The organism is Zunongwangia sp. (assembly GCF_048269745.1).
GTDB lineage: Bacteria > Bacteroidota > Bacteroidia > Flavobacteriales > Flavobacteriaceae > Zunongwangia.
In genome coordinates, this window is sequence record NZ_JBLXIB010000003.1 from 80,951 (window position 1) to 105,036 (window position 24,086).

22 protein-coding genes are annotated in these 24,086 nt (G+C 32.5%); 14 read left to right on the forward strand and 8 right to left on the reverse strand.

The annotated features are described in order from the left end of the window. Positions 1–97 precede the first annotated feature (97 nt). Complete coding sequence (gene ribH / locus ACN0WI_RS05200) at positions 98–595, reverse strand: 6,7-dimethyl-8-ribityllumazine synthase (RefSeq protein WP_417885585.1); 498 nt, start codon at positions 593–595, stop codon at positions 98–100. A gap of 16 nt (positions 596–611) precedes the next feature. After that, the gene (locus tag ACN0WI_RS05205) at positions 612–1,397 is read right to left on the reverse strand and encodes a hypothetical protein (RefSeq protein ID WP_417885586.1); all 786 of its coding nucleotides are present in this window, start codon (positions 1,395–1,397) and stop codon (positions 612–614) included. Positions 1,398–1,540: 143 nt separating this feature from the next. Between ACN0WI_RS05205 and recF the strand changes: the two genes are divergently transcribed. The 3 genes from recF to ACN0WI_RS05220 are packed head-to-tail and all read left to right on the forward strand — an operon-like array spanning position 1,541 to position 3,334. Continuing rightward, the gene (gene recF / locus ACN0WI_RS05210) at positions 1,541–2,620 is read left to right on the forward strand and encodes a DNA replication/repair protein RecF (RefSeq protein WP_417885587.1); all 1,080 of its coding nucleotides are present in this window, start codon (positions 1,541–1,543) and stop codon (positions 2,618–2,620) included. Next, positions 2,617–3,054 carry a lipocalin family protein gene (locus ACN0WI_RS05215; RefSeq protein ID WP_417885588.1) on the forward strand — a complete coding sequence of 146 codons (438 nt, stop codon included), beginning with the start codon at positions 2,617–2,619 and terminating at the stop codon, positions 3,052–3,054. Before recF ends, ACN0WI_RS05215 begins: the two co-directional genes overlap by 4 nt. Beyond that, positions 3,041–3,334, forward strand: a complete 294-nt coding sequence (locus ACN0WI_RS05220) for a DUF721 domain-containing protein (protein WP_417885589.1) — start codon at positions 3,041–3,043, stop codon at positions 3,332–3,334. The genes ACN0WI_RS05215 and ACN0WI_RS05220 overlap by 14 nt, the downstream gene beginning before the upstream one ends. Positions 3,335–3,409: 75 nt before the next feature. Here the strand turns inward: ACN0WI_RS05220 and ACN0WI_RS05225 are convergent, their stop codons facing one another. Further along, a complete protein-coding gene (locus tag ACN0WI_RS05225) occupies positions 3,410–3,829 on the reverse strand; it encodes a nucleoside-diphosphate kinase (protein ID WP_417885590.1) in 420 nt (139 codons plus the stop codon). 211 nt (positions 3,830–4,040) lie between these two features. Here ACN0WI_RS05225 and ACN0WI_RS05230 point away from each other — a divergent pair, with 211 nt between their 5' ends. Genes ACN0WI_RS05230 through ACN0WI_RS05240 form a run of 3 tightly spaced genes read left to right on the forward strand, consistent with a single transcriptional unit; the run spans position 4,041 to position 6,775 of the window. Beyond that, the gene (locus tag ACN0WI_RS05230; protein WP_417885591.1) at positions 4,041–5,063 is read left to right on the forward strand and encodes a DHH family phosphoesterase; all 1,023 of its coding nucleotides are present in this window, start codon (positions 4,041–4,043) and stop codon (positions 5,061–5,063) included. Beyond that, positions 5,056–5,625 carry a gliding motility-associated peptidyl-prolyl isomerase GldI gene (gene gldI, locus ACN0WI_RS05235; protein WP_417885592.1) on the forward strand — a complete coding sequence of 190 codons (570 nt, stop codon included), beginning with the start codon at positions 5,056–5,058 and terminating at the stop codon, positions 5,623–5,625. Before ACN0WI_RS05230 ends, gldI begins: the two co-directional genes overlap by 8 nt. A gap of 31 nt (positions 5,626–5,656) precedes the next feature. Beyond that, on the forward strand, positions 5,657–6,775 hold the full coding sequence (locus ACN0WI_RS05240) for a peptidylprolyl isomerase (protein ID WP_417885593.1): 1,119 nt from the start codon (positions 5,657–5,659) through the stop codon (positions 6,773–6,775). A gap of 55 nt (positions 6,776–6,830) precedes the next feature. On the opposite strand, the gene ACN0WI_RS05245 is transcribed toward ACN0WI_RS05240, so the two are convergent. The 3 genes from ACN0WI_RS05245 to ACN0WI_RS05255 all read right to left on the reverse strand — a co-directional run bounded on the left by ACN0WI_RS05245 (position 6,831) and on the right by ACN0WI_RS05255 (position 11,637). Then, a complete protein-coding gene (locus tag ACN0WI_RS05245; protein ID WP_417885594.1) occupies positions 6,831–8,021 on the reverse strand; it encodes a Pycsar system effector family protein in 1,191 nt (396 codons plus the stop codon). 151 nt (positions 8,022–8,172) lie between these two features. Then, the gene (locus tag ACN0WI_RS05250; protein WP_417885595.1) at positions 8,173–9,633 is read right to left on the reverse strand and encodes an aminoacyl-histidine dipeptidase; all 1,461 of its coding nucleotides are present in this window, start codon (positions 9,631–9,633) and stop codon (positions 8,173–8,175) included. A 141-nt stretch (positions 9,634–9,774) separates the two neighbouring features. Further along, positions 9,775–11,637, reverse strand: coding sequence for a DUF4859 domain-containing protein (locus ACN0WI_RS05255; RefSeq protein WP_417885596.1), 1,863 nt, complete (start codon positions 11,635–11,637; stop codon positions 9,775–9,777). Positions 11,638–11,794: 157 nt separating this feature from the next. On the opposite strand from ACN0WI_RS05255, the gene ACN0WI_RS05260 reads away from it, so the two are divergent. The 6 genes from ACN0WI_RS05260 (at position 11,795) to ACN0WI_RS05285 (ending at position 19,117) form a co-directional block, all read left to right on the forward strand. Continuing rightward, positions 11,795–12,865 carry a DUF3810 domain-containing protein gene (locus tag ACN0WI_RS05260; protein WP_417885597.1) on the forward strand — a complete coding sequence of 357 codons (1,071 nt, stop codon included), beginning with the start codon at positions 11,795–11,797 and terminating at the stop codon, positions 12,863–12,865. 109 nt (positions 12,866–12,974) lie between these two features. Then, positions 12,975–13,781: a TrmH family RNA methyltransferase gene (locus tag ACN0WI_RS05265; protein ID WP_417885598.1), complete on the forward strand. Its 807-nt coding sequence runs from the start codon at positions 12,975–12,977 to the stop codon at positions 13,779–13,781. Between the two features lie 43 nt (positions 13,782–13,824). Continuing rightward, the gene (locus ACN0WI_RS05270; RefSeq protein ID WP_417885599.1) at positions 13,825–15,060 is read left to right on the forward strand and encodes a M48 family metallopeptidase; all 1,236 of its coding nucleotides are present in this window, start codon (positions 13,825–13,827) and stop codon (positions 15,058–15,060) included. A 75-nt stretch (positions 15,061–15,135) separates the two neighbouring features. Further along, the gene (locus tag ACN0WI_RS05275; RefSeq protein WP_417885601.1) at positions 15,136–17,346 is read left to right on the forward strand and encodes a RelA/SpoT family protein; all 2,211 of its coding nucleotides are present in this window, start codon (positions 15,136–15,138) and stop codon (positions 17,344–17,346) included. A gap of 28 nt (positions 17,347–17,374) precedes the next feature. Beyond that, complete coding sequence (locus tag ACN0WI_RS05280; RefSeq protein ID WP_417885602.1) at positions 17,375–17,830, forward strand: Fur family transcriptional regulator; 456 nt, start codon at positions 17,375–17,377, stop codon at positions 17,828–17,830. Between the two features lie 12 nt (positions 17,831–17,842). Continuing rightward, positions 17,843–19,117 carry an adenylosuccinate synthase gene (locus tag ACN0WI_RS05285; RefSeq protein ID WP_417885603.1) on the forward strand — a complete coding sequence of 425 codons (1,275 nt, stop codon included), beginning with the start codon at positions 17,843–17,845 and terminating at the stop codon, positions 19,115–19,117. A 76-nt stretch (positions 19,118–19,193) separates the two neighbouring features. Here ACN0WI_RS05285 and ACN0WI_RS05290 read toward each other — a convergent pair whose 3' ends face one another. Together ACN0WI_RS05290 and ACN0WI_RS05295 are read right to left on the reverse strand one after the other, a co-directional pair. After that, complete coding sequence (locus ACN0WI_RS05290) at positions 19,194–20,048, reverse strand: ferritin-like domain-containing protein (RefSeq protein ID WP_417885604.1); 855 nt, start codon at positions 20,046–20,048, stop codon at positions 19,194–19,196. A 25-nt stretch (positions 20,049–20,073) separates the two neighbouring features. Continuing rightward, positions 20,074–20,838 (reverse strand): ferritin-like domain-containing protein, encoded by a 765-nt coding sequence (locus ACN0WI_RS05295; RefSeq protein ID WP_417885605.1) that lies wholly within the window; start codon positions 20,836–20,838, stop codon positions 20,074–20,076. A 234-nt stretch (positions 20,839–21,072) separates the two neighbouring features. On the opposite strand from ACN0WI_RS05295, the gene ACN0WI_RS05300 reads away from it, so the two are divergent. Continuing rightward, positions 21,073–22,869, forward strand: coding sequence for an OstA-like protein (locus ACN0WI_RS05300; RefSeq protein WP_417885606.1), 1,797 nt, complete (start codon positions 21,073–21,075; stop codon positions 22,867–22,869). Then, on the forward strand, positions 22,866–24,053 hold the full coding sequence (locus tag ACN0WI_RS05305; RefSeq protein ID WP_417885607.1) for an aspartate aminotransferase family protein: 1,188 nt from the start codon (positions 22,866–22,868) through the stop codon (positions 24,051–24,053). The genes ACN0WI_RS05300 and ACN0WI_RS05305 overlap by 4 nt, the downstream gene beginning before the upstream one ends. Positions 24,054–24,086: the final 33 nt, after the last annotated feature.

Sequence of the window (24,086 nt, forward strand, 5' to 3'; positions counted from 1 at the left end):
TTAAAAATTATAAGGGCTTTATGCTAAATTTAGAAATCAATAATAATGCCGCTTTCTAATAAACGGCTTTTTTGACAGCCTATCTTTTGGTTACTAATTAAAATCTAGCGTCTTTTCGTAATTGAGCCATTTTAATTGCTGCGATAGCAGCTTCGGTACCTTTGTTACCGTGCTTACCACCAGATCGGTCTATAGATTGTTGAATGTTATCATCTGTTAGTACACAAAAAATAACAGGAACGTCACTAGTTACATTAAGCTGAGTAATTCCGTTAGAAACGCCATGACAAACAAAATCAAAATGTTTTGTTTCTCCTTTAATTACACTTCCTATAGCAATAATGGCATCTAACATATCGTAAGTTTCTTGCATTTTTTTGCAGCCATACGTAAGCTCGAAACTACCTGGTACATTCCATCGAACAATTTTACGGTCTAATACGCCATTTTCTACAAGTGCTTTATGAGCTCCTTCATACAATCCTTCTGTGATTTGATCGTTCCATTCAGAAACAACAATCCCAAACCGAAATTCTTCTGCGTTTGGGATTGTTGTTTTATCGTATTCTGATAGATTATTTCCTTCAGTTGCCATATATTGTTTTTCTCTTCTATTTCATAGCCTGAGCCTGTCCTTTAAATACAGGAGCTTTTTCAGCTTCTGGAGACTCTGGATATTCATTTTCTAAACTGTTTAAGTATTCTAAAGCATCTTTACCATTACCAACTTTTAAAGCTGTAATTGCTGCTTTCAATAAAAATTTAGGAGTAGTAAAAGAGTTAGATTGCATATTAGCAGCTTTTTTGTAATAATCTAAAGCTTCTTCTGGTTGCTCTAATTGCATAAAAGCATCTCCTATACCACCAACCGCTAATGGTCCTAAAATTTCATCATCACTATTAAAATCTTCTAAATATTCAATAGCTTTTTGGTATTTACCTGTATTTAAATAAGCAAAACCAGCATTATACGCAGCTAAGTTAGCACTTTTTGTACTCCCATAGTTATCTATAATATCTAAAAATCCATACTTACCTTCACCTCCTTGTAAAGCAAGGTTATACAATGAATCACTCTGAGCACCGCTTGCACTCATTGCAGCTTGCATATAATTTTGAGCTTGAGCCATCTCGTTAGCAGCTTCAGCCTCATTGGGCTCTTGTATAAATTGCTGATATCCTAAGTATCCTAATACAGCTACTACCAAAATACCAATAACAATATATATTGGTTTTTGGTTTTCGGCTACCCAAGTTTCTGTTTTACTTGCACCATGATCTAAAGTTTCAAAAACTTCAGCAGTTGTTGAATGATCTCCAGCATGAGAAGTTTCTTCCTCTTGTTCTGGTTTATGAGATTTTGGTGCTTTATATCCTTTTTTCTTATAAGTTGCCATAAGCTATTTTTATTGCGTCGCAAAAATATAATATTTTGTGAAAATTAAAAGAGAAAATATTTGTATTTTTTTAATATTTTGGTGTGCTTCGCCTTTTAATAGCATTTCTGTCAAGAAGCTTTAAAAAACAACTTCAAAAATTTATGTATTTAGAACATCTTTCCTTACTTCATTATAAAAATTTGGAATCAGCTTCTTTTAATTTTGACCCTAAAATCAATTGTATTGTAGGATCTAATGGTGTGGGAAAAACAAATATATTAGATAGTATTTATCATCTAGCATTTGGGAAAAGCTATTTTAATCCTGTAACTAGCCAAAACATAAATCACGATTCTGATTTTTTTGTAATTGACGGCCAATTCGAAAAGAACAGTAAACAAGAACAAATACTTGTAAGTGCTAAACGCGGCCAGAAAAAAGTAATAAAGCGTAACCAAAAACAATACGAAAAAGTAAGCGACCATATTGGTTTTATACCAGCTGTAATTATATCTCCGGCAGATAGGGATCTAATTATAGAAGGCAGCGATACTAGACGTAAATTTATAGATGGTGTAATTTCACAAAGTGACCAAGCTTACTTAAACTCTTTAATTAAGTATAATAAAGTTGTCTCTCAACGTAATTCGTTATTAAAATATTTTGCTGCTAACCACACTTTCGAAAGAGATACACTAGAAGTTTATAATGCGCAATTAACTGATTTAGGACACAAATTGCACAAAAAAAGAATAGAATTTTTAGAAGAATTCATCCCTATTTTTAATTCTAGGTACACTGAAATCACTAATAATAAAGAGAACGTTAGCATTAAGTATAAAAGTCAGCTATCCGAAAATCCACTAAATGTTCTTTTAGAAGATTTTTTACAGAAAGACATGATGTTACAATATACAAGTGTGGGTACCCATAAAGATGATTTAAGCTTTGAAATAGAAGATCACCCCATTAAAAAATTTGGTTCTCAAGGACAGCAAAAATCATTTTTGGTAGCGCTGAAATTAGCACAATTTGATTTTATAAAAGAAATAAGTGGTGTTCATCCCATTTTATTGTTAGATGATGTTTTTGACAAGTTAGATGAAGAGCGAGTTGCCCATATTGTAAAATTAGTTGCTACTAAAAACTTGGGACAAATTTTTATTAGTGACACCCACCCAAAACGTACTGAAGAAGTAGTAAAAAAAAGTAATCAATCTTATAAAATATTCGAATTGTGAAAAAATTAGGTGCTTTATTTCTTATTCTCAATATATTTCTAGTAAGTTGTTCTCATCAAAACCCAGAAGAACAAAAAAAATATTTAAATGGCTACTGGGAAATAGAAAAAGTAACAGTTAGTCCAGATTCAACTATAACTTATAAAGTGAATCAGAATATTGATTATATTGAATTAAAAGGAGATAAAGGGACTCGAACTAAAGTAAGACCTCAATTAGATGGTGGTTTTAAAAGCAGTAAAGTTTCTGAAAAATTAACATTAAAAATAGAAAACGATAGCCTACGCCTATATTATAAAACACCTTACGATAGCTGGAAAGAAACGGTACTAAATGCGTCTAAAGAATCGTTTAGTATACGAGCTAAAAACGGCAATATCTATTATTACAAGAAATTTAAACCTTTGATTATTGAAAAAAATGAAGCGGAATAACGAGAATTTAAGTTTAAGTGATGTACTAAAAGAGTTTGTTCATGAAAACAAATTAGAAAAAGGACTAAATAAAGTTCATGTTCGGGATGCTTGGGGGAACCAAATGGGACCTGCCATAAAAAAATACACAACCAATATTCAATTAAAAAACACCACTCTCTATGTACAATTAAGTTCTTCTGTATTACGGCAAGAACTAAGTTATGGTAAAGAAAAAATAATAAATATGCTTAATAAAGAATTAGGAGAAGACCTTATAAAGAAACTTGTTCTTTGCTAAAATAGTATATTGCTTCAAAAAGAAAAAACTATCCAAATTGGATAGCTTTTTTTAATTTCTTACGTATGTTTTTTCTTAAAACATTTCGCGACCAGAGAAGTGAAAAGCACCTTCTATAGCGGCATTCTCATCACTATCACTACCGTGAACTGCATTTTCTCCAACAGAAGCTGCATATTTTTTACGGATAGTTCCTTCAGCTGCATCCTCAGGATTTGTCGCTCCAATTAATGTTCTAAAATCTTGAACTGCATTTTCTTTTTCTAAGATAGCTGCAACAATTGGCCCTCTAGTCATAAATTCTACCAATTCTCCAAAGAACGGACGTTCTTTGTGAACCGCATAAAAAGTTTCAGCGTCAGGCTTCGTCATTTGCGTCAACTTCATAGCTACGATTCTAAAGCCTGAAGCGGAAATTTGTTCTAAAATTGCCCCAATATGCCCATTCTCTACAGCATCAGGCTTAATCATGGTGAAAGTTCTGTTTCCTGCCATTATATAATTTTTTAATTTTCAGCAAAAATAACCAATTCTCACCCAAAAGCAAGGTTAAGAATCTGCAATCCTAAAAGGTTTACAAAACCTACAATAAATTTAAATAAATTTGGTTACAATCCTATTTATGGCACAAAATAAAAGGGAATAATTGCAATTTAAATAAAGAGCTATTTCCTAAGAATTTTTAAATTGTATATTTACGATTATTATGATTGAACAATATATTTTAGAAATAACAGCAGAATTAGCAAAGGCTACCAATATAGTATTGATACCTCACAAAGGCCCAGATGGAGATGCAATGGGTAGTACTTTAGGGCTTATGCACTTTTTAAAAAATAAGGGACACCATGCTACTGTAATTGTTCCTAACGATTATCCACATTTTTTAAAATGGTTACCAGGTAATGACGAGGTAATAAATTATGAGGAAAAAAAATCGGAGGCAGATAATTTAATCGATAATGCTGAAATAATATTCACTTTAGATTTTAATGATCTCTCTCGCTGCGGAAATATTCAAGAAAAACTAGAAACAGCCAAAGCTGTTTTTATAATGATCGATCATCATCAGCAACCTAATGATTATGCTGATTATATGTATAGCGATCCCGAAATGAGTTCTACCTGTGAAATGGTGTATCATTTTATCGAGAAACTTAGAGCAAAATCTAAAATAACTCCTGAAATTGCTACTTGTTTATATACAGGTATTATGACGGATACCGGTTCTTTCCGATTTAGCAGCACCAAACCTTCAACTCATTTAGTTGCTGCCGATTTAATTGAAAAAGGCGCTAACAACAGCTTAATTCATCAAAATGTATTAGATACTAATTCTGAAAATGGCTTGCAATTATTAGGTGTTGCATTACAAAACTTGAAAGTAAATAAAGAGTTTCAAACTGCTTACATTACTTTAACTCAAGAAGAATTAAATACGCACCATTTTAAAAAAGGAGATACCGAAGGTTTTGTTAATTACGGCCTCTCAATCCAAGGAATTATTTTTGCAGCAATTTTTATAGAAAATAAACAAGAGAATATCATAAAAATTTCTTTCCGTTCTAAAGGCGATTTTTCTGTAAATAAATTTGCTAGAGCACATTTTAATGGTGGTGGTCACAACAATGCTGCAGGCGGAAGAAGTGACCTTTCTATGAATGATACTGTTGTTTTATTTAATCAAATTTTATTAGATTATAAAGATGAATTACAAAAACATGAATAGATTTGTAAGTTGCTTACTTCTCATTATCGTTTTTAGTAGTTGCAAACATCAGCAAGCTCGATACCCTGTGTTACAAAAAACAGGTAGTTCTTATAACGAATCGGTTGCTAGAAACAAAAAATTAGTTGCTAAAGAAGAAAAAATAATAAAAGAACTTATAGCAAAAGATTCCACCCAAAAATATCTTACCAGCAATACTGGTTTCTGGTATTATTATAACAATAAAATAGCCGATTCAATAACTACTAAAACACCTGTTTTTGGAGATATTGTCACTTTTAATTATAGTATTAAAACTTTAGATGACAAAAGTATTTACAGCGAAAAAGAACTTTCTACTAAGCAATATGCGATAGATAAAGAGAAACTTTTTAGTGGATTACGAGAAGGATTAAAATTAATGAAAGAAGGAGAAACCGTTACATTCCTATTCCCATCTTACAAAGCCTATGGCTATTACGGAGATCACAAAAAGATACGAAGTAATACTCCTATAAAAACAAAAGTATCTTTACGTAAAATAACACCAATAGAAACAAAATCTAATTCAAATAAAAATTAATTCCCTTTTTAAAATCAATAAATAGTAATAAATGAAAAAACTAAGTATTTTGCTTTTGGCAATAATCAGCACACTTGCCATTAGCTGTAAAGACGAGTATCCAGATTTAGAAGATGGCATGTATGCCAAATTCGATACATCAATGGGGCCAATTATAGCTGAACTTTATTTTGAACAAACTCCCATTACTGTAGCTAGTTTTGTTTCTCTTGCAGAAGGGGAAAACAATATGGTAGATAGTACTTATAAAGGAAAAGAATTTTACGACGGGCTTATTTTTCACCGTGTTATTGACGGATTTGTAATTCAGGGAGGAGACCCTGAAGGTACAGGCCGTGGTGGCCCGGGTTATAAATTTCCAGACGAATTTGTAGATAGTCTACATCACGATTCTAAAGGAGTATTATCTATGGCGAACGCCGGCCCAGGAACCAATGGTAGTCAATTTTTTATAACTCTTGCTCCTACTCCTAATCTTGATGGACGCCATACTGTTTTTGGTAAAGTTGTAAAAGGGCAAGATGTTGTTGATGCAATTGGTAAAGTTGAAACCGTTGGGATGGATCGCCCTAAAAAAGATGTGGTTATTAACCATGTTGAAATTATCCGTAAAGGAAAAGCTGCTAGAAAATTTGACGCTCCAAAAGTATTCGAAGACGAACTACAAAAAATAAAAAAAGCTAAAGAAGAAGCAGAAAAAAAACTTGAATCTCTTAAAGAAGAAAAAAGAAATCAGTTTAAAGAATTAGGTGCAAAAGCTGATACTTTAGAAAGTGGACTAGCCATCTACTTAATAAAACAAGGTGATGGCCCAAAACCTAAAGTAGGGCAAAAAATTGGTGTTAATTACGAAGGGTATTTTACCGATGGTAGTATTTTCGATACTAACGTAAAAAGTTTATCCAAAGAATTTAATATCTATAATGAACATAGAGATCAACAAGCTGGCTATGCACCACTTTCTATTGAATATGGCCCGGAAGCTCCTATGATTGCCGGATTTACTGAAGGCTTACAAGAAATGAAAGTAGGTGATAAAGCGATACTTTTTATACCAAGCCATTTAGCATATGGAGAAAGAGGTCGTGGTCCAATTAAACCAAACACCGATCTTGTATTTATCGTTGAAATAACCGAGATTCAAGAATAAATCAGAAGGTTTTAAATAATAAAGAAAGCCGATCATCCTGTATGTTTCGGCTTTTTTAATAGTTCATATTATAAGCAATAGCAAAAGCTATTACTGATATAACAATCCCAATAACAAAAACAGTGTATGAAACTCGTAATACCTGATATTTCTTAGCTACTACTTTTCCTAAATAATATAAATCCTTAGTTAAGGAATGATAAATCATATTTTTATCTTTCATCACTTCATTCATTCCCCATTCAAAATCTTCAAACTTCATTTCATGAAAATTTCCGAAGAACAAAATATTCGTTTTCCGTTCTGACACATCTTCTTTACTGAATTTACCTGCTGTAACTCGCGGCCGTGTTGCCACAATAGAAAGAATAATTCCTATTACTGCAAAAGTTAGAAATATAACAGTTGGAATATACAAGTATTGATTGGATGGACTGTCGAGCTTTGGAAATAAACGAGAAAGCACTAGAGACACAATAATAGAATTTACTGAAAGTAAAATATGTGCTTTACGATCTGCATTTTCACTTAACGATATGTGATTACGCAATGTAATTCGGTATAAATTATTGACCCCTTTATCGGTTTCTTTGGCAAGTTGTTTTTTTAATTTAGCCTCTAGTTTATTATCCGATTTTTTATTCCTTTTTTTTAATAATTTCAGTAAGTTTTTTTGTTTCTGGATTTCCCAATTAGTAACTGCATATTCTGTTTGAAAACGATGCTTGTTTTCAAGAAAATTTATTGTATTTTCAGTATTATCTGTTTCTTCAGGAATTTCAAAAATACGTTTATTTTCTTCTTCTAATAATGCTAACCGATCTCGATAATCAGAAAAGGTAATATATACATTCGCTAAATCATAAACCGCTTTATCGATTATTGATTGTAATTTCTCAATAGTCTCTGAAACCAAAATGGCATGAGTAACTGTATTTATTTGGGAATTGGGAATATTATGCTGTTCTAAAAATTCGGTGGCGATAGTTACCGAATCTTGAAGCGGATTTTCTCCTTTTTTAATATAACCGGTATTTAGAAACCAACATGCTAAAAATATCTGCTGAGAATCGGCAGATGACATACCTTCTGCTTTTACTATTTTTTTAGCTTCAGAAATTATTTCAACGGTATATGAATAATTATGAAAAAAAATATCAGCAGTATAATTATTCTTGAAAAAATCGAATACAAATTGCTGAGCGCTGGCTACTAATTCATCAGTATAAGTATCAATATTAGCCAATTTTACATCTTTTTTAAATCTCGTTAAAAGTACATTATATCCTTAAAAATACATTCATTTATTCAAAAAAACTAAACCTTACAATTTAAATCAATCTAAACATAAAAAAACCGCCTAAAATTAGTTAGGCGGTTTATAAAAATACTAATTTTTATTTTGAAGGTATTTCTTGTAATATTTGTAAAAGAAATTTCCAAAATTTTTGGGTTGAAGATATACTTGCTCTCTCATCTGGAGAGTGAGCTCCACGAATGGTTGGCCCAAAAGAAACCATATCCATTTCAGGGTAGTGATTCCCGATTATACCACATTCTAACCCAGCATGGCAAGCTGCTATATCAGCTTGTTCTCCAGTTTGCTTTTGATAAATTTCATCTAATATTTTTAAAATTTCAGATTGTGGATTTGGTGCCCATCCTGGATAATCTCCCGATTGTTTTACTTTAAATTTAGCCAATTCAAAACTTGCTTGTAAACTATGAGCTAAATCACTTTTTGTAGAATTTACAGAAGATCGGGTTAAACATTTAATTTTTGCTTTTCCATCGGCAACCTCAATATTAGCAATATTATTAGACGCTTCCACTAAACCTTCAATATCCGGACTCATTCGGTAAACGCCATTATGTGCAGAAGCGATAGCTTTTAAAATTTCCATCTGATCTTCTACTTTCATTACCTTGCCTTCAACCTCTGCTTCTTGGATGCTAATATCCATATTCGGCTCTAAACTGGCATATTCTTTTTTAATCTCATCAATCCATACCAACATTTGTTGTAAAAATACATTTGTATCTTCACGATCAATAACAACTAATGCTTCACTTTCTCTAGGTATTGCATTTCGAAGACCACCACCTCGCATGGTAGAAATTCGTAATCCAAAATCTCTATACGCTGTATATAAAAGTCTTGCCAATAATTTATTTGCATTGGCTAGACCTTTTATAATATCCATTCCGGAATGTCCCCCTTGCAGACCTATAATTTCTATCTTATAGCCTACTGTATTCTCTGGATTTTCTTCTTCTTCGTATTCACGTAATGCAGTAATATCTACTCCTCCTGCACAACCTATACCTATTTCATTATCTTCTTCGGTGTCTAGGTTTAAAAGTATATCTCCTTTTAAAATATTAGGATCTAATCCTTTTGCCCCGGTCATACCGGTTTCTTCATCTATAGTAAATAAAGCCTCAATTGGTGGATGCGCTATATCTTTGCTTTCTAAAATAGCCATAATAGTAGCTACACCTAAACCATTATCAGCTCCTAATGTAGTACCATCAGCTTTTACCCAGTCACCATCTACATACATTTTGATTCCTTCTGTATCAAAATCAAAATTTGTGCTATTATTTTTTTGATGAACCATATCAAGGTGCGATTGTAATACTACTGTTTTTCGATCTGTTAACCCTTTGGTAGCTTCTTTCTTGATAATTACATTTCCTGTTTTATCTACAGTAGTTTCCAGACCTAATTTATCACCAAAGTCCTTGATAAATGAAATTACCTGTTCTTCTTTTTTAGAACCTCGAGGCACTTCATTTAAATTTGCAAAATTATTCCAGACTTCTTTGGGTTGCAACTCCTTTATTGCTTCGTTCATTTCTGTTATTTTTGATGTATCAGCAAAATTAAAGGTATTCAAGTGAGAATTAAAGAATAGAATGATAATTCTATCTTAATCTTCATTATAAAAAAGGTTGCCGCTTTAGTGAAAATACCTTTTTAGTTAAAAAATCAGTGCTTATTCGATGGTAACGTGAAAAGTTATAGTCGCCTGCACACTTTTATTTAACTGATAATCATACACTAAAGCCTGTGTAAAGCTATATGATTCTCCTGCTTTAACTTTACCGGGATACTGACCTATTTTAAAACTGAAATCTGTAGGGTCAAATTCAGAAAACAGCACAGCACCTTCCCCCCAATTAATAACTTGACCATTTGCAGTAAACCAATGTCCATATCCATTTGCGGTAGTTTCTGAAATTAATTCATTAGAATTTTCTACTGCATAAAATGCAATTTCATTTCCTACTTTTTGAGTAATCTCTATAGGTTGAAGTAGAAATGCTTCTGCGATAGCATTTACAGCTATTGTTTTAGTAATTCCAGAGTATTCTTGGCTATCTGCGGGAAAAGAAACCTCATATTCTAAATTTACGCTAGTATGCTCACCATCCTCAGGTATTGTAACAATCCCTAAAATATCTGTTCCTGAAAAATTAACTTTATACGGCCATTCTTCATCGTTAGAGTTATCATCATCCCAAGCATGAGGAGAGTACTCTGTTGGTGCACCGGTAACCACTAACCATAATTTCTCGCAATTAGCAGGAATAACAAAGTCTACCATATTTGATAAACCTTGATTCATTTCCCCATAAACACGACTTCCATCTTTTTGTAAGGCTACAAACCCATAACGCCAGCCAGCTATTGAAACATCTACTGTATTAAAACCTGCTTCATTTGGTAAACCTGTAAAACCAACACTTATGGTTGTATTCTCTTGAGGAACATTTAAAGGGATAACGTTATAACCGGTAGTTTGCGGAGCAAATTTGGGTGTTACTTTATGGCTACCATCGTTTAACGTAGTATACTCATATTTTTGCTGACCTATATAATCTTTTCCTAAATCTCGTAATTCATCAAAATCCCAAGTAACAAATCTTGTAGCTGCTTCATAAATTTCATCATTAAAATCGCTTATGCTACTTCTGGTTAATCGCATATAGGCTTGCACAGGGTCTTCTGGTTCCTTAGCTTCCCGCCATAATTTTCCTATAAATTCTTCTCCATGGAGAGCTATCCAATAATAATTTATAAAATAACTGGCATACCGATAATCTTCATGATGAATATGCTTATTATAATTCTGAACATACACATTAAAATCTTCAGTAGTAAAAATCTGTTCTGGATAAGATTGAAATCCCTGCCATTGAGCCGTTTGCTCCCAAAAAGAATTTCCTCCATTACCTCCAAAACCATATCGAAATCCGTGACCGTTTTTTAAATCAGCAAAAACTTGATATTGAAAACTATGTCCAATTTCATGAGCTATTGTGTGTCCAACAGGTTGTGCTGTGTTTGGACTCACCCATAAAGCGCCTATTACATCATCGTAACCAGAACCAGTAGCTAACCATTCATCCTGATAATATAAAAATATCATCAACTTATATTGATTTAAGTAAGAAGTTCCACTTTCTAGCTTTGCAAAGCCTAATTCATTTATATTTAAATGATAAAATTGTTCTGCCTTCTCAAGAAGATCTTCGATATCAACACGATAGGCTTCTGGAATATTTTCAGATCCCGGATTTTCATCAGCATATTGGGCATCCCAAAAAACAATAAAATGTTCGGATTCTTGACTTCGTTGATAACTCCAGGTACTTGAGTTATCATTAAAATCCATCGAAGAGAATTCATTAGGTTTATAAATTTCTAAATTTGTTTCGGAGCTGTTTTCTGGCGTTGTATCTTCACCTGTACTAATTGCATCAGTTTCTTCTTCAAAATCATTATTTCCCGAAGAACACCCCACAACAAATAAGCACAAAAAAGATAAATAAATTAAAGTATTAACTTTTTTCATATATAAATATTAAATAATAACAATCAATATTAATTATTTAATACAAAAACAGATTATACTATATATTCCTTGCTTATGCTTAAATTACCTGAAATCCTTAGCTACTATACTAGTTTTTATTTTTTCTGTCTATAATTATAGTATTTTTGAAAAAAAGATGAAAAAAAGCCAATTAATCCTTGCTTTATTGTTACCGGTTCAAATTCTAGTAATTAGTTTGTTAGCCGGTAATGAGTTGTTGATAGAAACTTGGTACAGTCACGGCATTTATCCCCATATATCGCAGATAATGCGTTGGTCTCTGGGGATTATACCCTTTTCCTTTGGAGATGTTTTATATATAATTTTCGGAATTTTTATTATCCGATGGGTTATTAAACGTTTTAAAACTCGATTTAAAAATCCAAAAAATTGGATTGTAGAATTATTTGCTACATTATCGGTTATTTATTTTTGCTTTCACTTTTTTTGGGGCTTCAATTATTATAGGCTTCCACTACACCAATCCTTAAAGATAGATAACACCTACACTACTGAAGAATTAGTACTACTTACCAAAACGCTAATTAAGCAATCCAATAAAATACAGTTTGAAATCACAAAAGACGATTCTGCTAAAGTTGAAATTCCATATTCAAAATCTCAAATTTTCGAGCATACTTTAGAAGGCTACGCAGCAATAAAAAATGACTTTCCTGAACTCACTTATACTGGGCATAGTTTAAAACGATCTCTATTTAGTTGGCCGTTAACGTATATGGGATTTAACGGATATCTAAATCCCTTTACTGGAGAAGCTCAAGTTAACACTACTATTGTCCCGTTTAAAATACCAACTACAGCCAGCCATGAAATTGGCCATCAATTAGGTTTTGCTAAAGAAAACGAAGCCAATTTTATAGCCTGTTTGGTCACAATAAACCATCCCGACAAGTATTTTAGATACTGTGGCTTTACATTTGCTTTACGATATTGCTTAGGCGAACTTTTACGTAGAGATCAAAAAAAAGCTGAAAAATTAATACAAACAATACATCCGGGAATTTTAAAAAATTATAAAGAAGTTGAAGATTTTTGGTTACACCATCAAAATCCATTTGAACCTATTTTTCAATCATTTTACAATCAATTTTTAATCGTAAATAATCAAAAAAAAGGATTAAAAAGTTATAGTTATGTGGTTGCTCTATTGGTAAATTATTACGAGGATACCGAAAATGCTTTTTAAATAGATTTAATAATCGAAATTCCATAAAATAGATTTCAGATTTTAAAAATCTTATTTCTATTCAACATCAAAAATAAAAACCAAGCTAGTTTTTACTATTTTCGCTATTATGAATACAAGCATTACAAGTCCGCATAACAAACGCATTAAAAACCTGTTACAACTACAGGAAAAATCTAGAAATCGAAGAAAAGAAAATCGATTTGTAGTAGAAGGATTGCGTGAAACCGGACTTGCTCTTACCGGTAATTTTAAATTATTAGAGGTTTATTTTTGCTCGGAATTTTTATCGGAAAATGAATTTAAAACCCTTCCCGATTTTGAAAATTCTGATGCTGAAATTATTGAAATTTCTTCAGAAGTATATCAAAAACTAGCCTATCGCTCCAGCACAGAAGGTGTTATTTCTATATTCGCTTCCAAAGAAAACAATCTTGAAACTCTTACTTTCAAAAACAATAATCCACTAATTTTAGTGGCCGAAGCACCTGAAAAACCGGGAAATATCGGTGCTATTTTACGAACTGCAGATGCGGCAAATGTAGATGCTGTTTTAATTGCTAATCCAAAAACCGATTTATACAATCCAAATATTATTCGATCTAGCGTAGGTTGCGTATTTACCAATCAAATTGCTACCGGAACAACAACTGAAATTATCGGATTTCTTCAACAAAGAAACATCGCTATTTACGCTGCCGCTTTACAAGCTTCAGAAATTTATACTAACGTAGATTTCACCGAAGCTTCTGCCATTGTTGTAGGTACTGAAGCTACTGGTTTAAACCAAGAATGGCGAGATGCAGCTAAAAGTAATATCATTATCCCAATGGATGGAGCTATAGATAGTATGAATGTTTCGGTAGCTGCAGGAATTCTTATTTTTGAAGCTAAAAGACAGCGATCATTTTTGTAGATTCGGGACTTTATTTATAAATACTATTATAATTTTTTTCGCTTTGAATTCAGAAACTTTGTTTTATTGTATTGTCGCACTTATTTTGGCAGACTTTATTTTTGATAAAATATTAGATACTTTAAATGCTCGACATTTCGACGATCCTATTCCTTCAGAATTAAATGATGTTTACAATAAAGAAGAATACGAAAAATCCCAACGCTATAAAAAGGAACGTTACAAATTTGGAATATTAACTTCTGGATTTTCGCTAATTTTAACGCTAGGCTTTTTATTTCTCGATGGATTTGAATGGGCAGATACTATTGCTAGAGGATTTTCTGATAATCAGATTATAATTGCGCTTATTTTCTTCGGAATTATAATGATTGGAAGCGATATTATTACCACACCATTTTCCTACTACTCTACATTTGTTATTGAAGAAAAATACGGATTCAACAAAACTTCAAAATCCACATTTTTTATAGATAAAATTAAAGGCTGGTTATTAATGGCTATAATAGGAGGTGGTATTTTAGCTCTAATTGTTTGGTTTTACCAATTTGCTGGTGCTAATTTTTGGTGGTATGCCTGGATTTTAGTAGCTATTTTCTCACTATTTGTGAATATGTTTTATGCAAAACTTATCGTTCCATTATTTAACAAGCAAACTCCATTAGAAGATGGTTCATTAAGAATTAAAATTGAAAGTTATGCGAAAAGCGTCGGTTTTAAACTAGACAACATTTTCATTATCGATGGCTCTAAACGAAGTACTAAAGCTAATGCCTATTTTTCAGGTTTTGGTAGCGAAAAAAGAATTACACTTTTCGATACTCTGGTTAACGATTTAGAAGAAGAAGAAATTGTAGCTGTTTTAGCTCACGAAGTTGGGCACTACAAAAAAAAGCATATTATTTTTAATCTAATAGCTTCAATTGCAACCACTGGTTTCACACTCTGGTTATTAAGCTTATTTATTGGTAATCCACTTTTATCGGAAGCTCTAGGAGTGGCAACACCAAGTTTCCATATTGGTTTAATTGCATTTGGAATATTGTATAGCCCTATTTCCGAAATAACCGCACTTATTATGAATCTATTTTCCCGGAAATTCGAATATCAAGCCGATAATTATGCAAAACAAACTTATAATGCTAAATACTTAATTAGTAGTTTAAAAAAACTCAGTAAAAATAGTTTAAGCAATTTAACACCGCATAAAATCTACGTTTTTTGGCATTACTCACATCCCAGCTTATTACAACGATACCATAATTTAACGCGCGATTAATACAATTAAAAAATGAATGTTTATAATTGCTATTTGGTTATTGATTATTGACTATTCTTTATGTATTTTTAAAATATGACAGAAGCAGCTACAGAAAAAGAAAATAAAGAGATTGCTAGGCAGTATAAAGAATTGCTTAGAATTAGCTATCAAACGCTGACAGATGAAGACAAAAAACTAATCCGAACAGCTTTTGATACAGCTGTTGATGCACATAAAGATCAACGTAGAAAATCTGGAGAAGCCTATATTTTCCACCCTATTGCTGTGGCTAAAATTGTTGCCTCTGAAATTGGACTAGATGCGACTTCTATTGCCGCAGCTTTATTACACGACGTTGTAGAAGATACCGAATTTACATTAGACGATTTAGAACAATTATTTGGTAGTACAGTAGCAAAAATTGTAGATGGATTAACTAAAATATCACATCTTAAAAAAGATAAAGATGTTTCGTTACAAGCTGAGAATTTTCGAAAAATGTTACTTACGCTGAATGATGATATCCGAGTTATCATCATCAAAATAGCCGACCGTTTGCACAACATGCAAACCATGGATGCTATGCGCAGAGATAAACAAGTTAAAATTGCTTCTGAAACACTTTATATATACGCTCCTTTGGCTCATAGGATAGGTTTATATAATATTAAAACCGAGCTAGAAGATTTAGGTTTAAAATATACAGAACCTAAAGTTTACACCGATATTTTTATAAAAATAAAGGAAAGTAAAGAAGATCAAGACGAATATATTAAACAGTTCTCTAAAGTTATAGAGGATTCATTAGATAACGAACATCTTAATTACGAAATAAAAGGACGTCCAAAATCGATATATTCGATTTGGCGCAAAATGAAAAAGCAAAACATAAGCTTCGATGAAGTTTATGACAAATTTGCCATCCGAATTATTTATAAAGGAGATACAGCAAACGAGAAATTTTTAGCTTGGAAAATTTATTCAGTTGTAACCGATCATTTTCGGCCTAACCCAACTCGATTACGAGATTGGATTTCATCTCCAAAATCTACCGGATACGAAGCACTTCACATTACAGTTATGGGCCCAAAAGGTCGCTGGGTAGAAGTGCAAATTCGGAGTGAGCGCATGCATGAAATTGCAGAAAAAGGCTATGCGGCTCACTACAAGTATAAAAATTCAGAAGATAAAGAAGATCGAGGAATTGAAGAATGGCTTAATCGGCTTCAAGAAGTTTTAGAAAATCCTGATGTAAATGCTGTAGATTTTGTAGAAGAATTTAAGCTAAATTTATATTCAAAAGAAATATTTGTTTTTACTCCAAACGGAGACTTAAAATCCTTACCTAAAGGAGCTACACCATTAGATTTTGCTTTTAGTATACATACCGAGGTTGGCACACACACCAGAGGTGCAAAAGTAAACAACAAATTAGTTCCGTTAAGCCATGTTTTAAAAAGTGGTGACCAAGTAGAGATTATTACTTCTGAAAATGCAAAACCAAATATAAACTGGCTTAATTATGCAAGTACAGGTAGAGCTCGGGCTAAAATAAAGACTTCTCTAAAAGAAGAGAAAAAACAAATTGCAGAAGACGGAAAAGCTATTTTGTTGCGTAAATTACGTACACAAAAAATACCGTTTAATGAAAAAACAGTTAATGATTTAGTTCTTCATTTCCACTTAAAAACAAGTCTAGATTTATTTTATCGAGTAGGAATTGGTAAAATAGATAACCATGCATTAAAAGAATTTGTAGCTTCTAGAGGCAATGGCTTAGTAAATTATATTAAACGAAAAATAAGCAAAAAGCCAGAGCTTAATGAAGATATCAACAAAGATGAAATCACATCCAAATACGATCAATTAGTATTTGGAAAAGATGAAGATGAACTTGAATATAAACTAGCGAATTGCTGTAACCCTATACCTGGAGACGATGTATTTGGTTTTGTTACGGTAAATGAAGGAATAAAAGTTCACAAACTTAATTGTCCAAATGCATTACAATTACAAAGTAATTATGCATACAGAATTCTTCCCGCTAAATGGATAGATTCTACTCAACAAGAATTTAAAGTAGTTATTAAATTAAAGGGAATAGACAATATTGGTTTAGTAAGCGAAATTACTCGTGAAATTTCTCGAAATATGCATGTAAATATGAAGAACATCAATTTCGAAAGTGACGATGGTATTTTTAATGGTAAAATTACCTTAATCGTTAAAAATAATTCCATTTTGACTAAAGTTATTAATCGCCTTAAAAAAATTAACGGGATCGATAAGGTTACACGTGAATAATGGCATACCTTTGCTGAAGAATATACTTATGAGTAAAAAAATAGTAAATAAGAACGATCAGGCAATAGTAAAAAACGTTTTTACCAAATATCTGGAAGAAAAGGGACATCGAAAAACTCCCGAGCGTTTTGCTATTTTACAAGAGATATATAACAACGATGAACATTTTGATATAGAATCGTTGTATATCAAAATGAAAAATAAAAAATATCGAGTAAGCCGCGCTACCCTTTATAACACCATAGAATTGTTGTTAGAATGTGGACTAGTACGTAAACATCAATTTGGGCAAAATCAAGCTCAATACGAAAAATCTTATTTCGATAGGCAGCATGACCATATTATTCTTACCGACACTGGAGAGGTAATAGAGTTTTGTGATCCTAGAATTCAATCTATAAAACAAACCATAGAAGAAGTTTTTGATATCAAAATCAATAAACATTCTTTATATTTTTATGGTCAAAAAAACAAAAATAATTAACGTAATATTTTCATGGCAGTAGATTTACTACTAGGGCTCCAATGGGGAGACGAAGGCAAAGGAAAAGTTGTAGACGTTTTCACCTCTAAGTACGATATCGTAGCACGATTTCAAGGAGGCCCAAATGCAGGACATACATTAGAATTTGATGGTCAAAAACATGTATTACACACAATACCTTCTGGAATTTTTCATAACAATGTAGTGAATTTAGTTGGTAATGGAGTTGTAATTGACCCTGTAATTTTCAAAAGAGAATTAGATAATCTAGAAAAACACGACATCGATTATAAGTCTAGATTGCTTATCTCAAGAAAGGCACACCTTATTTTACCAACCCACCGACTTCTAGATGCTGCATCTGAAGCCTCTAAAGGAAAAGCAAAAATTGGCTCTACCTTAAAAGGAATAGGTCCTACTTATATGGACAAAACAGGTCGTAATGGAATCCGTGTTGGTGATTTAGAATTAGATGATTTTAAAGATCGTTATCAAGCACTTGTTGATAAGCACGTGAGAATGATCGATTTTTACGATGCTGATGTTCAATATGATTTAGAAGAATTAGAAAAAGAATTCTTCGAAGCTATTCAAACTTTAAAAGGTTTAGAATTTATTGATAGCGAAGAGTACTTACAACAAGCTCAAAATTCAGGTAAAACAATTTTAGCTGAAGGGGCACAAGGGTCGCTTTTAGATATCGACTTTGGAACATATCCTTATGTAACTTCTTCTAATACAACTGCAGCAGGAGCTTGTACAGGTTTAGGAGTTTCACCAAGACAAATCGGAGAAGCTTTTGGTATTTTTAAAGCCTATACTACTCGTGTTGGTAGCGGACCCTTCCCTACTGAACTTTTTGATAAAGACGGAGAAACAATGGGTCGTGTTGGTAATGAGTTTGGTGCTACTACCGGTAGACCAAGAAGATGTGGCTGGCTAGATCTTGTTGCACTTAGATATGCTGTTCAAGTTAATGGTATTACCCAACTGATTATGATGAAAGGTGATGTTTTAAGTGGTTTTGATACTTTAAAAGTGTGTACTGCTTATAATTATAGAGGAACAGAGATTAAACACCTCCCTTATAATATAGAAGAAGAAAATGTAACCCCTATTTATACAGAAGTAAAAGGATGGGCTGCAGATTTAACAAAAATGACGGAAGCTTCACAATTACCAAAAGAATTTAATGAGTATGTTGAATTCTTAGAAAAAGAACTAAACGTTCCTATTTCTGTAGTATCTGTTGGGCCAGATAGAACTCAAACAATTACTAGAAAATAGAGATCAAATATAATATATTGAACAAACAAAAAAGGCTGCTTAAAGAGCAGCCTTTTTTGTTTGTTTATTATTTACACTAGCTAGCTTGAGGTACTATAAAAGTTGAAGCAATTGCATTTACTTCTGCCATTGTTAAAGGTTCATCAAAAGCTTCTGAGATAGCACTATTACCACCAAAATTTTCAAATTTACCTGATAAATTTACACCACCTTGTACTAAATTAGCTTCAGAAGTTGGTGTATCATCTTCTTCTGTGTTAACACCTTCATAAATTCCAGCAAATGGTGCGGGTAAAGTATTTTCAGCATTTGTTATCCATCCTTTTTCGCCTCGCATTCTTCGTACCTGAGAAGCATGTCGCGCTTCAATCGAATGAATTTGTAATGCGTATTTTAATAAATCGTTATCGTCGATTAAAGCGCCAGCCTGTCCTTTATAGGCTCGCACTCCGGTATCTTCAAAACCTTGTGCTAAAGCCATAAAAGTAGAATAATCACCAAAAGGATCTAAATTGAGATCGCCTCCTGTAAAATCAAAATTTGGTTCAGTAATGGCAGCATCACCTAAAGCGGCTACAAGAAAATCAACATGCGAATCTTCATGCTTAGAGATTTGTGCAAATACAGTTTTATCTTCATCAGGTATTAAACCATCTGAATCTAATCCCATTCTATAAAAATTACGCTCTAAATATTCTAAAGTTAATGCAAAATTTAAAACATCAGTAGGTGAGGATTGAAACATTGCTGCTCCCATATTCATTGTAGCTGCTCTGGTCTTGCTACTTGAAGCTGCTAGACCAAAAGGTATAGAAATTAATGCTGCAGTTTTTCCTAAATTTTTAAATTGATTAAAAGAATCTCTTCTAGATCGTTTTGCGTGTAATATATCTTCATTTGATAATTTATCAAGAAATTTTAGTAAACTCATAATTTTAAATTTAAAGGTGATTTGATTATTCGGTTGGTAAATTGTTAGCCGTAAATGGTGTTTTTACAACATTTAAACCAACTACTGCAGAAAGCACTTCTGATGGTGGTGTGGCTTTATCATATGCTACACCAGAACCTCCTACATCTACTAATATTCCATCCCTTGCAAAATCTGCGGATCCTGGATTTAATAAATCTGCAATCGCAGAGGCATGCCTAGCCTCTACCGATACAATTTTACCAGCTAATAACAAGTAGGTGGGATTCTGTATTAAATTACCAGCACCATTGTATGCTGAAACTCCGGTATCTTCTAGTAATAATGCGGTATCCAAAACAGACTGTCTATCAGAGAAGTCTACAGCATCGGAAAAATCAAATTCCAATTCTGGTAATGTTTTTTCTTCACCGGCAGCAGCTGTTATTGCTGTTTTGAAAAATTCTCTATGAATTACCTCATGATTTCTTAAATCAGTTAAAATTTCTTTTTCAGCATCAACAGCACCTGAAAAATAGGAACCATTAAGAACTTCTATATAAAAAGCTGCTTCAAGTTGTTCCAACGCATAGGCATAATTTAAAATACCTACATCACCACTCCCAAGATCAAAAACTTCTGGATTTGGATCTGGGTCTGGGTCTTCTCCTTTAATAAAATCGTCATCTTCACTACATGCATACAAAACAGCACTTCCTGCCAGCGTTAAACCGCTTAACTTAATGAATCTCCTTCTCGATTTAGCTTTGTTTTCTTCGCCAAATTCAACTTTAACTTTGTTTTTTTTCATAATAGATTTTTATTGGGTTCTACTTATATTTACGAGAGTTATTAAACTTAGGTTTTAACAAAATTGTTAAAAAACCCTAAATAAAAAAACATTAAAATTACAAATATCGCATAATAAACAAATAAATATTGATTTATCATCACTAAAAAACGTTAAAAATTGAGTAGAATATAATTTCAGAAAACAGCTACTGCTATTGTTTTCAATTTGATTATTTTTGAACAAATTTTTTAAATGAAGAAATGTACTTTCTTTCTTGTACTCTTTTTCTTGGGATTTTCAAGTCTCCAAGCTCAAGAAAATACGACCATTAAACACGAAGAAGACCGCTCAAGTAAAGATCCCGATTATCCAGGTGCACTTATAATGAGTAAGGTTAGTAAACAAGTTCATTTTATACATCAGGGAATTGATGTATGGTGCGATAATGCCGTATTTTATGAGAATGAAAATTTTTTTAAGGCTTATGGGAATGTCCGCATGAAACAAGGAGACACGGTAAGTATGAAGAGTAATTACGCCGAATATAATGGTGATACACAATTTGCCTTTGCCAGTGGACAAGTAAAAATGCAACGTCCAAATACTACTTTAGAAACCGACACCCTATTTTTCGATAGATTAAAAGATGAAGCTTATTACCGAAGCGGTGGTAAAATAATTGATACAGCAAGTGTATTAACTAGCCAGATTGGTCGGTATTATTTAAAAGACGATAAATATTCTTTTAACACCGATGTAACTATTACCAATCCAAAATATATAGTACATTCCAATCAAATGGATTTTTATTCGGAAACTGGAAATGCATATATGTATGGGCCATCTACCATAGAAAGTGAAACAACTACTATTTATTGCGAAAGAGGTTTTTACGATACTCGTGGTGATACTGGGTATTTTGTAAAAAATTCGAAAATAGATTATAATAATCGTACCGTAAAAGGCGATAGTTTATATTTCGACCGATCTAAAAATTTTGCTTCTGCTACTAATAACATTCGAGTAATAGATACTGCCAACCAAAGTGTGGTAAGCGGGCATTATGCCGAAGTTTACCGAGAGAAAGATTCTGTAATAATTACAAAATGGCCTTTAGCCTCTAGCTTGCAACAAAACGATTCCTTATTTATAAGTAGTGACACGTTATTAATTACCGGCAAACCTGAAAACCGAGTTATACGAGGTTTTTATGATGTCCGTCTTTTTAAGGCTGACATGAGTGGAAAAAGTGATTCTATTTATGTAGATCAAAAAGAGGGAATTACTAAACTTATCAATATTAATAATACTCCTGTAAAGCCAACTTCGATTTCTAAACCTGGAAGAAAACCAGTTATTTGGTCAGGATTAAATCAAATGACGGGGGATACTATAAAAATTATCAGTAATACAGAAACCGAACAAATTGATAGTTTACTAGTTTATAAAAATGCATTTTTAATTAATAAAGACACTATTGAAGGATATAACCAGATTAAAGGTCAAGAATTAATAGGGCATTTTAAAGACAATGAAATTTATCGAACCGATATCGATAAAAATACGGAAACACTTTATTATAGCCGAAGTGAAGATGGCGAATTAATAGGAATTAGTAAAACGTTATCAAGTAGAATTGAAATTTTCTTTAAAGATAGAGATATAGAAGATGTGTATTATTATCAGAATGTAGATGGTAATTTAAAGCCAAAAGATCAATTTCCTAAACCAGAGAGAGAATTAAGTGGTTTTAATTGGCGTGGCGAAGAACAACTTACCAAAAAACAAGATTTATTTTTAGGTAAAGAAAAACCAAAACTTAAAAAAATTGAAGGAATTAAACTTCCTGAAGAACAAGATAAATTTTTCGGAGATCCTGAAAATAGTAAGCAACTATTAAATCCCAATTCTAGACTTCAAGCAGAAGATTTAAAAGATGCTTCAAGAAAAGATACAGATACACTAAAGGTCCAAGAAGATACTAAGAAAGTTATGGATACAATATCCGACCAAAATTCTAAAACAATAAAATCTAACCCTAAAAATTGAATACAGATTTTTTAAAATATCAGGCACAAACAACATTACATCCATTAGGATTAGAAGTTTCTAGAGCACTGGGATCCTATATCTATACAACAGATGGCCAAAAACATCTTGATTTTGTAGCCGGAGTTTCGGCCAATAGCATTGGCCATTGCCATCCAGCAGTAGTAAAAGCAATAAAAGAGCAAGCCGAAAAATATTTGCATGTAATGGTGTATGGAGAATATGCACAAGCACCTGCTGTTTCATTATCTAAAAAATTAGCAAGCGCCCTACCAGCCCCTTTAAATAAAGTTTATTTAGTAAATTCTGGTACAGAAGCAATAGAAGGTTCCTTAAAATTAGCTAGAAGAGCCACAGCTAGAACTGAAATTATTTGTGCTAAAAAAGCCTATCATGGTAATACAATGGGCTCTCTAAGTTTAATGGATTACGAGGAACGGCAAAAACCATTCCGACCATTAATAGGCGATATTAATCGAATTGAATTTAATAATGAATCAGATTTATCTAAAATTACAACTAAAACAGCAGCAGTAATTTTAGAAACCATACAAGGTGGAGCTGGATTCATTCTTCCCAACACCGAATATCTAAAAAAAGTAAAAACGAGATGTCAAGAAGTTGGCGCTTTATTAATTTTAGATGAAATACAACCTGGTTTTGGAAGAACCGGACAATTATTTGGATTCCAAAATTATGATGTGGTTCCAGATATTCTAGCGGTAGGCAAAGGAATGGGAGGCGGAGTTCCGGTTGGTGCCTTTATAGCTTCAGAAGAATTAATGAATTTATTAGCCGATAAACCCGCTATGGGCCATATTACCACCTTTGGGGGGAATCCGCTTATTGCTGCTTCCTGCTTAGCCACATTAGAAACAATCACAGAAGGAAACTTAATTTCGGAAAGTTTAGAAAAAGAAAAATTATTTCGAGAATTATTGACCCATCCTTTAATTACCGAAATTCGAGGAAAAGGACTCATGCTTGCGGCAATAACCAATTCGGAAGAAATTACTAATCAAGTTATTTTAAAATGTAAAGAAAAAGGCCTTATTTTATTTTGGCTATTATACGAGAAAAAAGCAATACGTATTACTCCACCACTCACAATTTCTAAAGAAGAAATAAGAAAAGGATGTGGCATTATTATTGATGTTTTAGATGAAATAAAAACTAAGGTATAAGTTGTTTATTATTTTGTTAATAACAATTTTAGC

What these genes read in the sequence shown, in the direction of transcription:
- ribH (WP_417885585.1), bottom strand. Translation starts at nt 595, where the DNA reads ATGGCAACTGAAGGAAATAATCTATCAGAATACGATAAAACAACAATC.
- ACN0WI_RS05205 (WP_417885586.1), bottom strand. Translation starts at nt 1,397, where the DNA reads ATGGCAACTTATAAGAAAAAAGGATATAAAGCACCAAAATCTCATAAA.
- recF (WP_417885587.1), top strand. Translation starts at nt 1,541, where the DNA reads ATGTATTTAGAACATCTTTCCTTACTTCATTATAAAAATTTGGAATCA.
- ACN0WI_RS05220 (WP_417885589.1), top strand. Translation starts at nt 3,041, where the DNA reads ATGAAGCGGAATAACGAGAATTTAAGTTTAAGTGATGTACTAAAAGAG.
- ACN0WI_RS05225 (WP_417885590.1), bottom strand. Translation starts at nt 3,829, where the DNA reads ATGGCAGGAAACAGAACTTTCACCATGATTAAGCCTGATGCTGTAGAG.
- ACN0WI_RS05230 (WP_417885591.1), top strand. Translation starts at nt 4,041, where the DNA reads ATGATTGAACAATATATTTTAGAAATAACAGCAGAATTAGCAAAGGCT.
- gldI (WP_417885592.1), top strand. Translation starts at nt 5,056, where the DNA reads ATGAATAGATTTGTAAGTTGCTTACTTCTCATTATCGTTTTTAGTAGT.
- ACN0WI_RS05240 (WP_417885593.1), top strand. Translation starts at nt 5,657, where the DNA reads ATGAAAAAACTAAGTATTTTGCTTTTGGCAATAATCAGCACACTTGCC.
- ACN0WI_RS05250 (WP_417885595.1), bottom strand. Translation starts at nt 9,633, where the DNA reads ATGAACGAAGCAATAAAGGAGTTGCAACCCAAAGAAGTCTGGAATAAT.
- ACN0WI_RS05255 (WP_417885596.1), bottom strand. Translation starts at nt 11,637, where the DNA reads ATGAAAAAAGTTAATACTTTAATTTATTTATCTTTTTTGTGCTTATTT.
- ACN0WI_RS05260 (WP_417885597.1), top strand. Translation starts at nt 11,795, where the DNA reads ATGAAAAAAAGCCAATTAATCCTTGCTTTATTGTTACCGGTTCAAATT.
- ACN0WI_RS05265 (WP_417885598.1), top strand. Translation starts at nt 12,975, where the DNA reads ATGAATACAAGCATTACAAGTCCGCATAACAAACGCATTAAAAACCTG.
- ACN0WI_RS05275 (WP_417885601.1), top strand. Translation starts at nt 15,136, where the DNA reads ATGACAGAAGCAGCTACAGAAAAAGAAAATAAAGAGATTGCTAGGCAG.
- ACN0WI_RS05280 (WP_417885602.1), top strand. Translation starts at nt 17,375, where the DNA reads ATGAGTAAAAAAATAGTAAATAAGAACGATCAGGCAATAGTAAAAAAC.
- ACN0WI_RS05285 (WP_417885603.1), top strand. Translation starts at nt 17,843, where the DNA reads ATGGCAGTAGATTTACTACTAGGGCTCCAATGGGGAGACGAAGGCAAA.
- ACN0WI_RS05290 (WP_417885604.1), bottom strand. Translation starts at nt 20,048, where the DNA reads ATGAGTTTACTAAAATTTCTTGATAAATTATCAAATGAAGATATATTA.
- ACN0WI_RS05295 (WP_417885605.1), bottom strand. Translation starts at nt 20,838, where the DNA reads ATGAAAAAAAACAAAGTTAAAGTTGAATTTGGCGAAGAAAACAAAGCT.
- ACN0WI_RS05300 (WP_417885606.1), top strand. Translation starts at nt 21,073, where the DNA reads ATGAAGAAATGTACTTTCTTTCTTGTACTCTTTTTCTTGGGATTTTCA.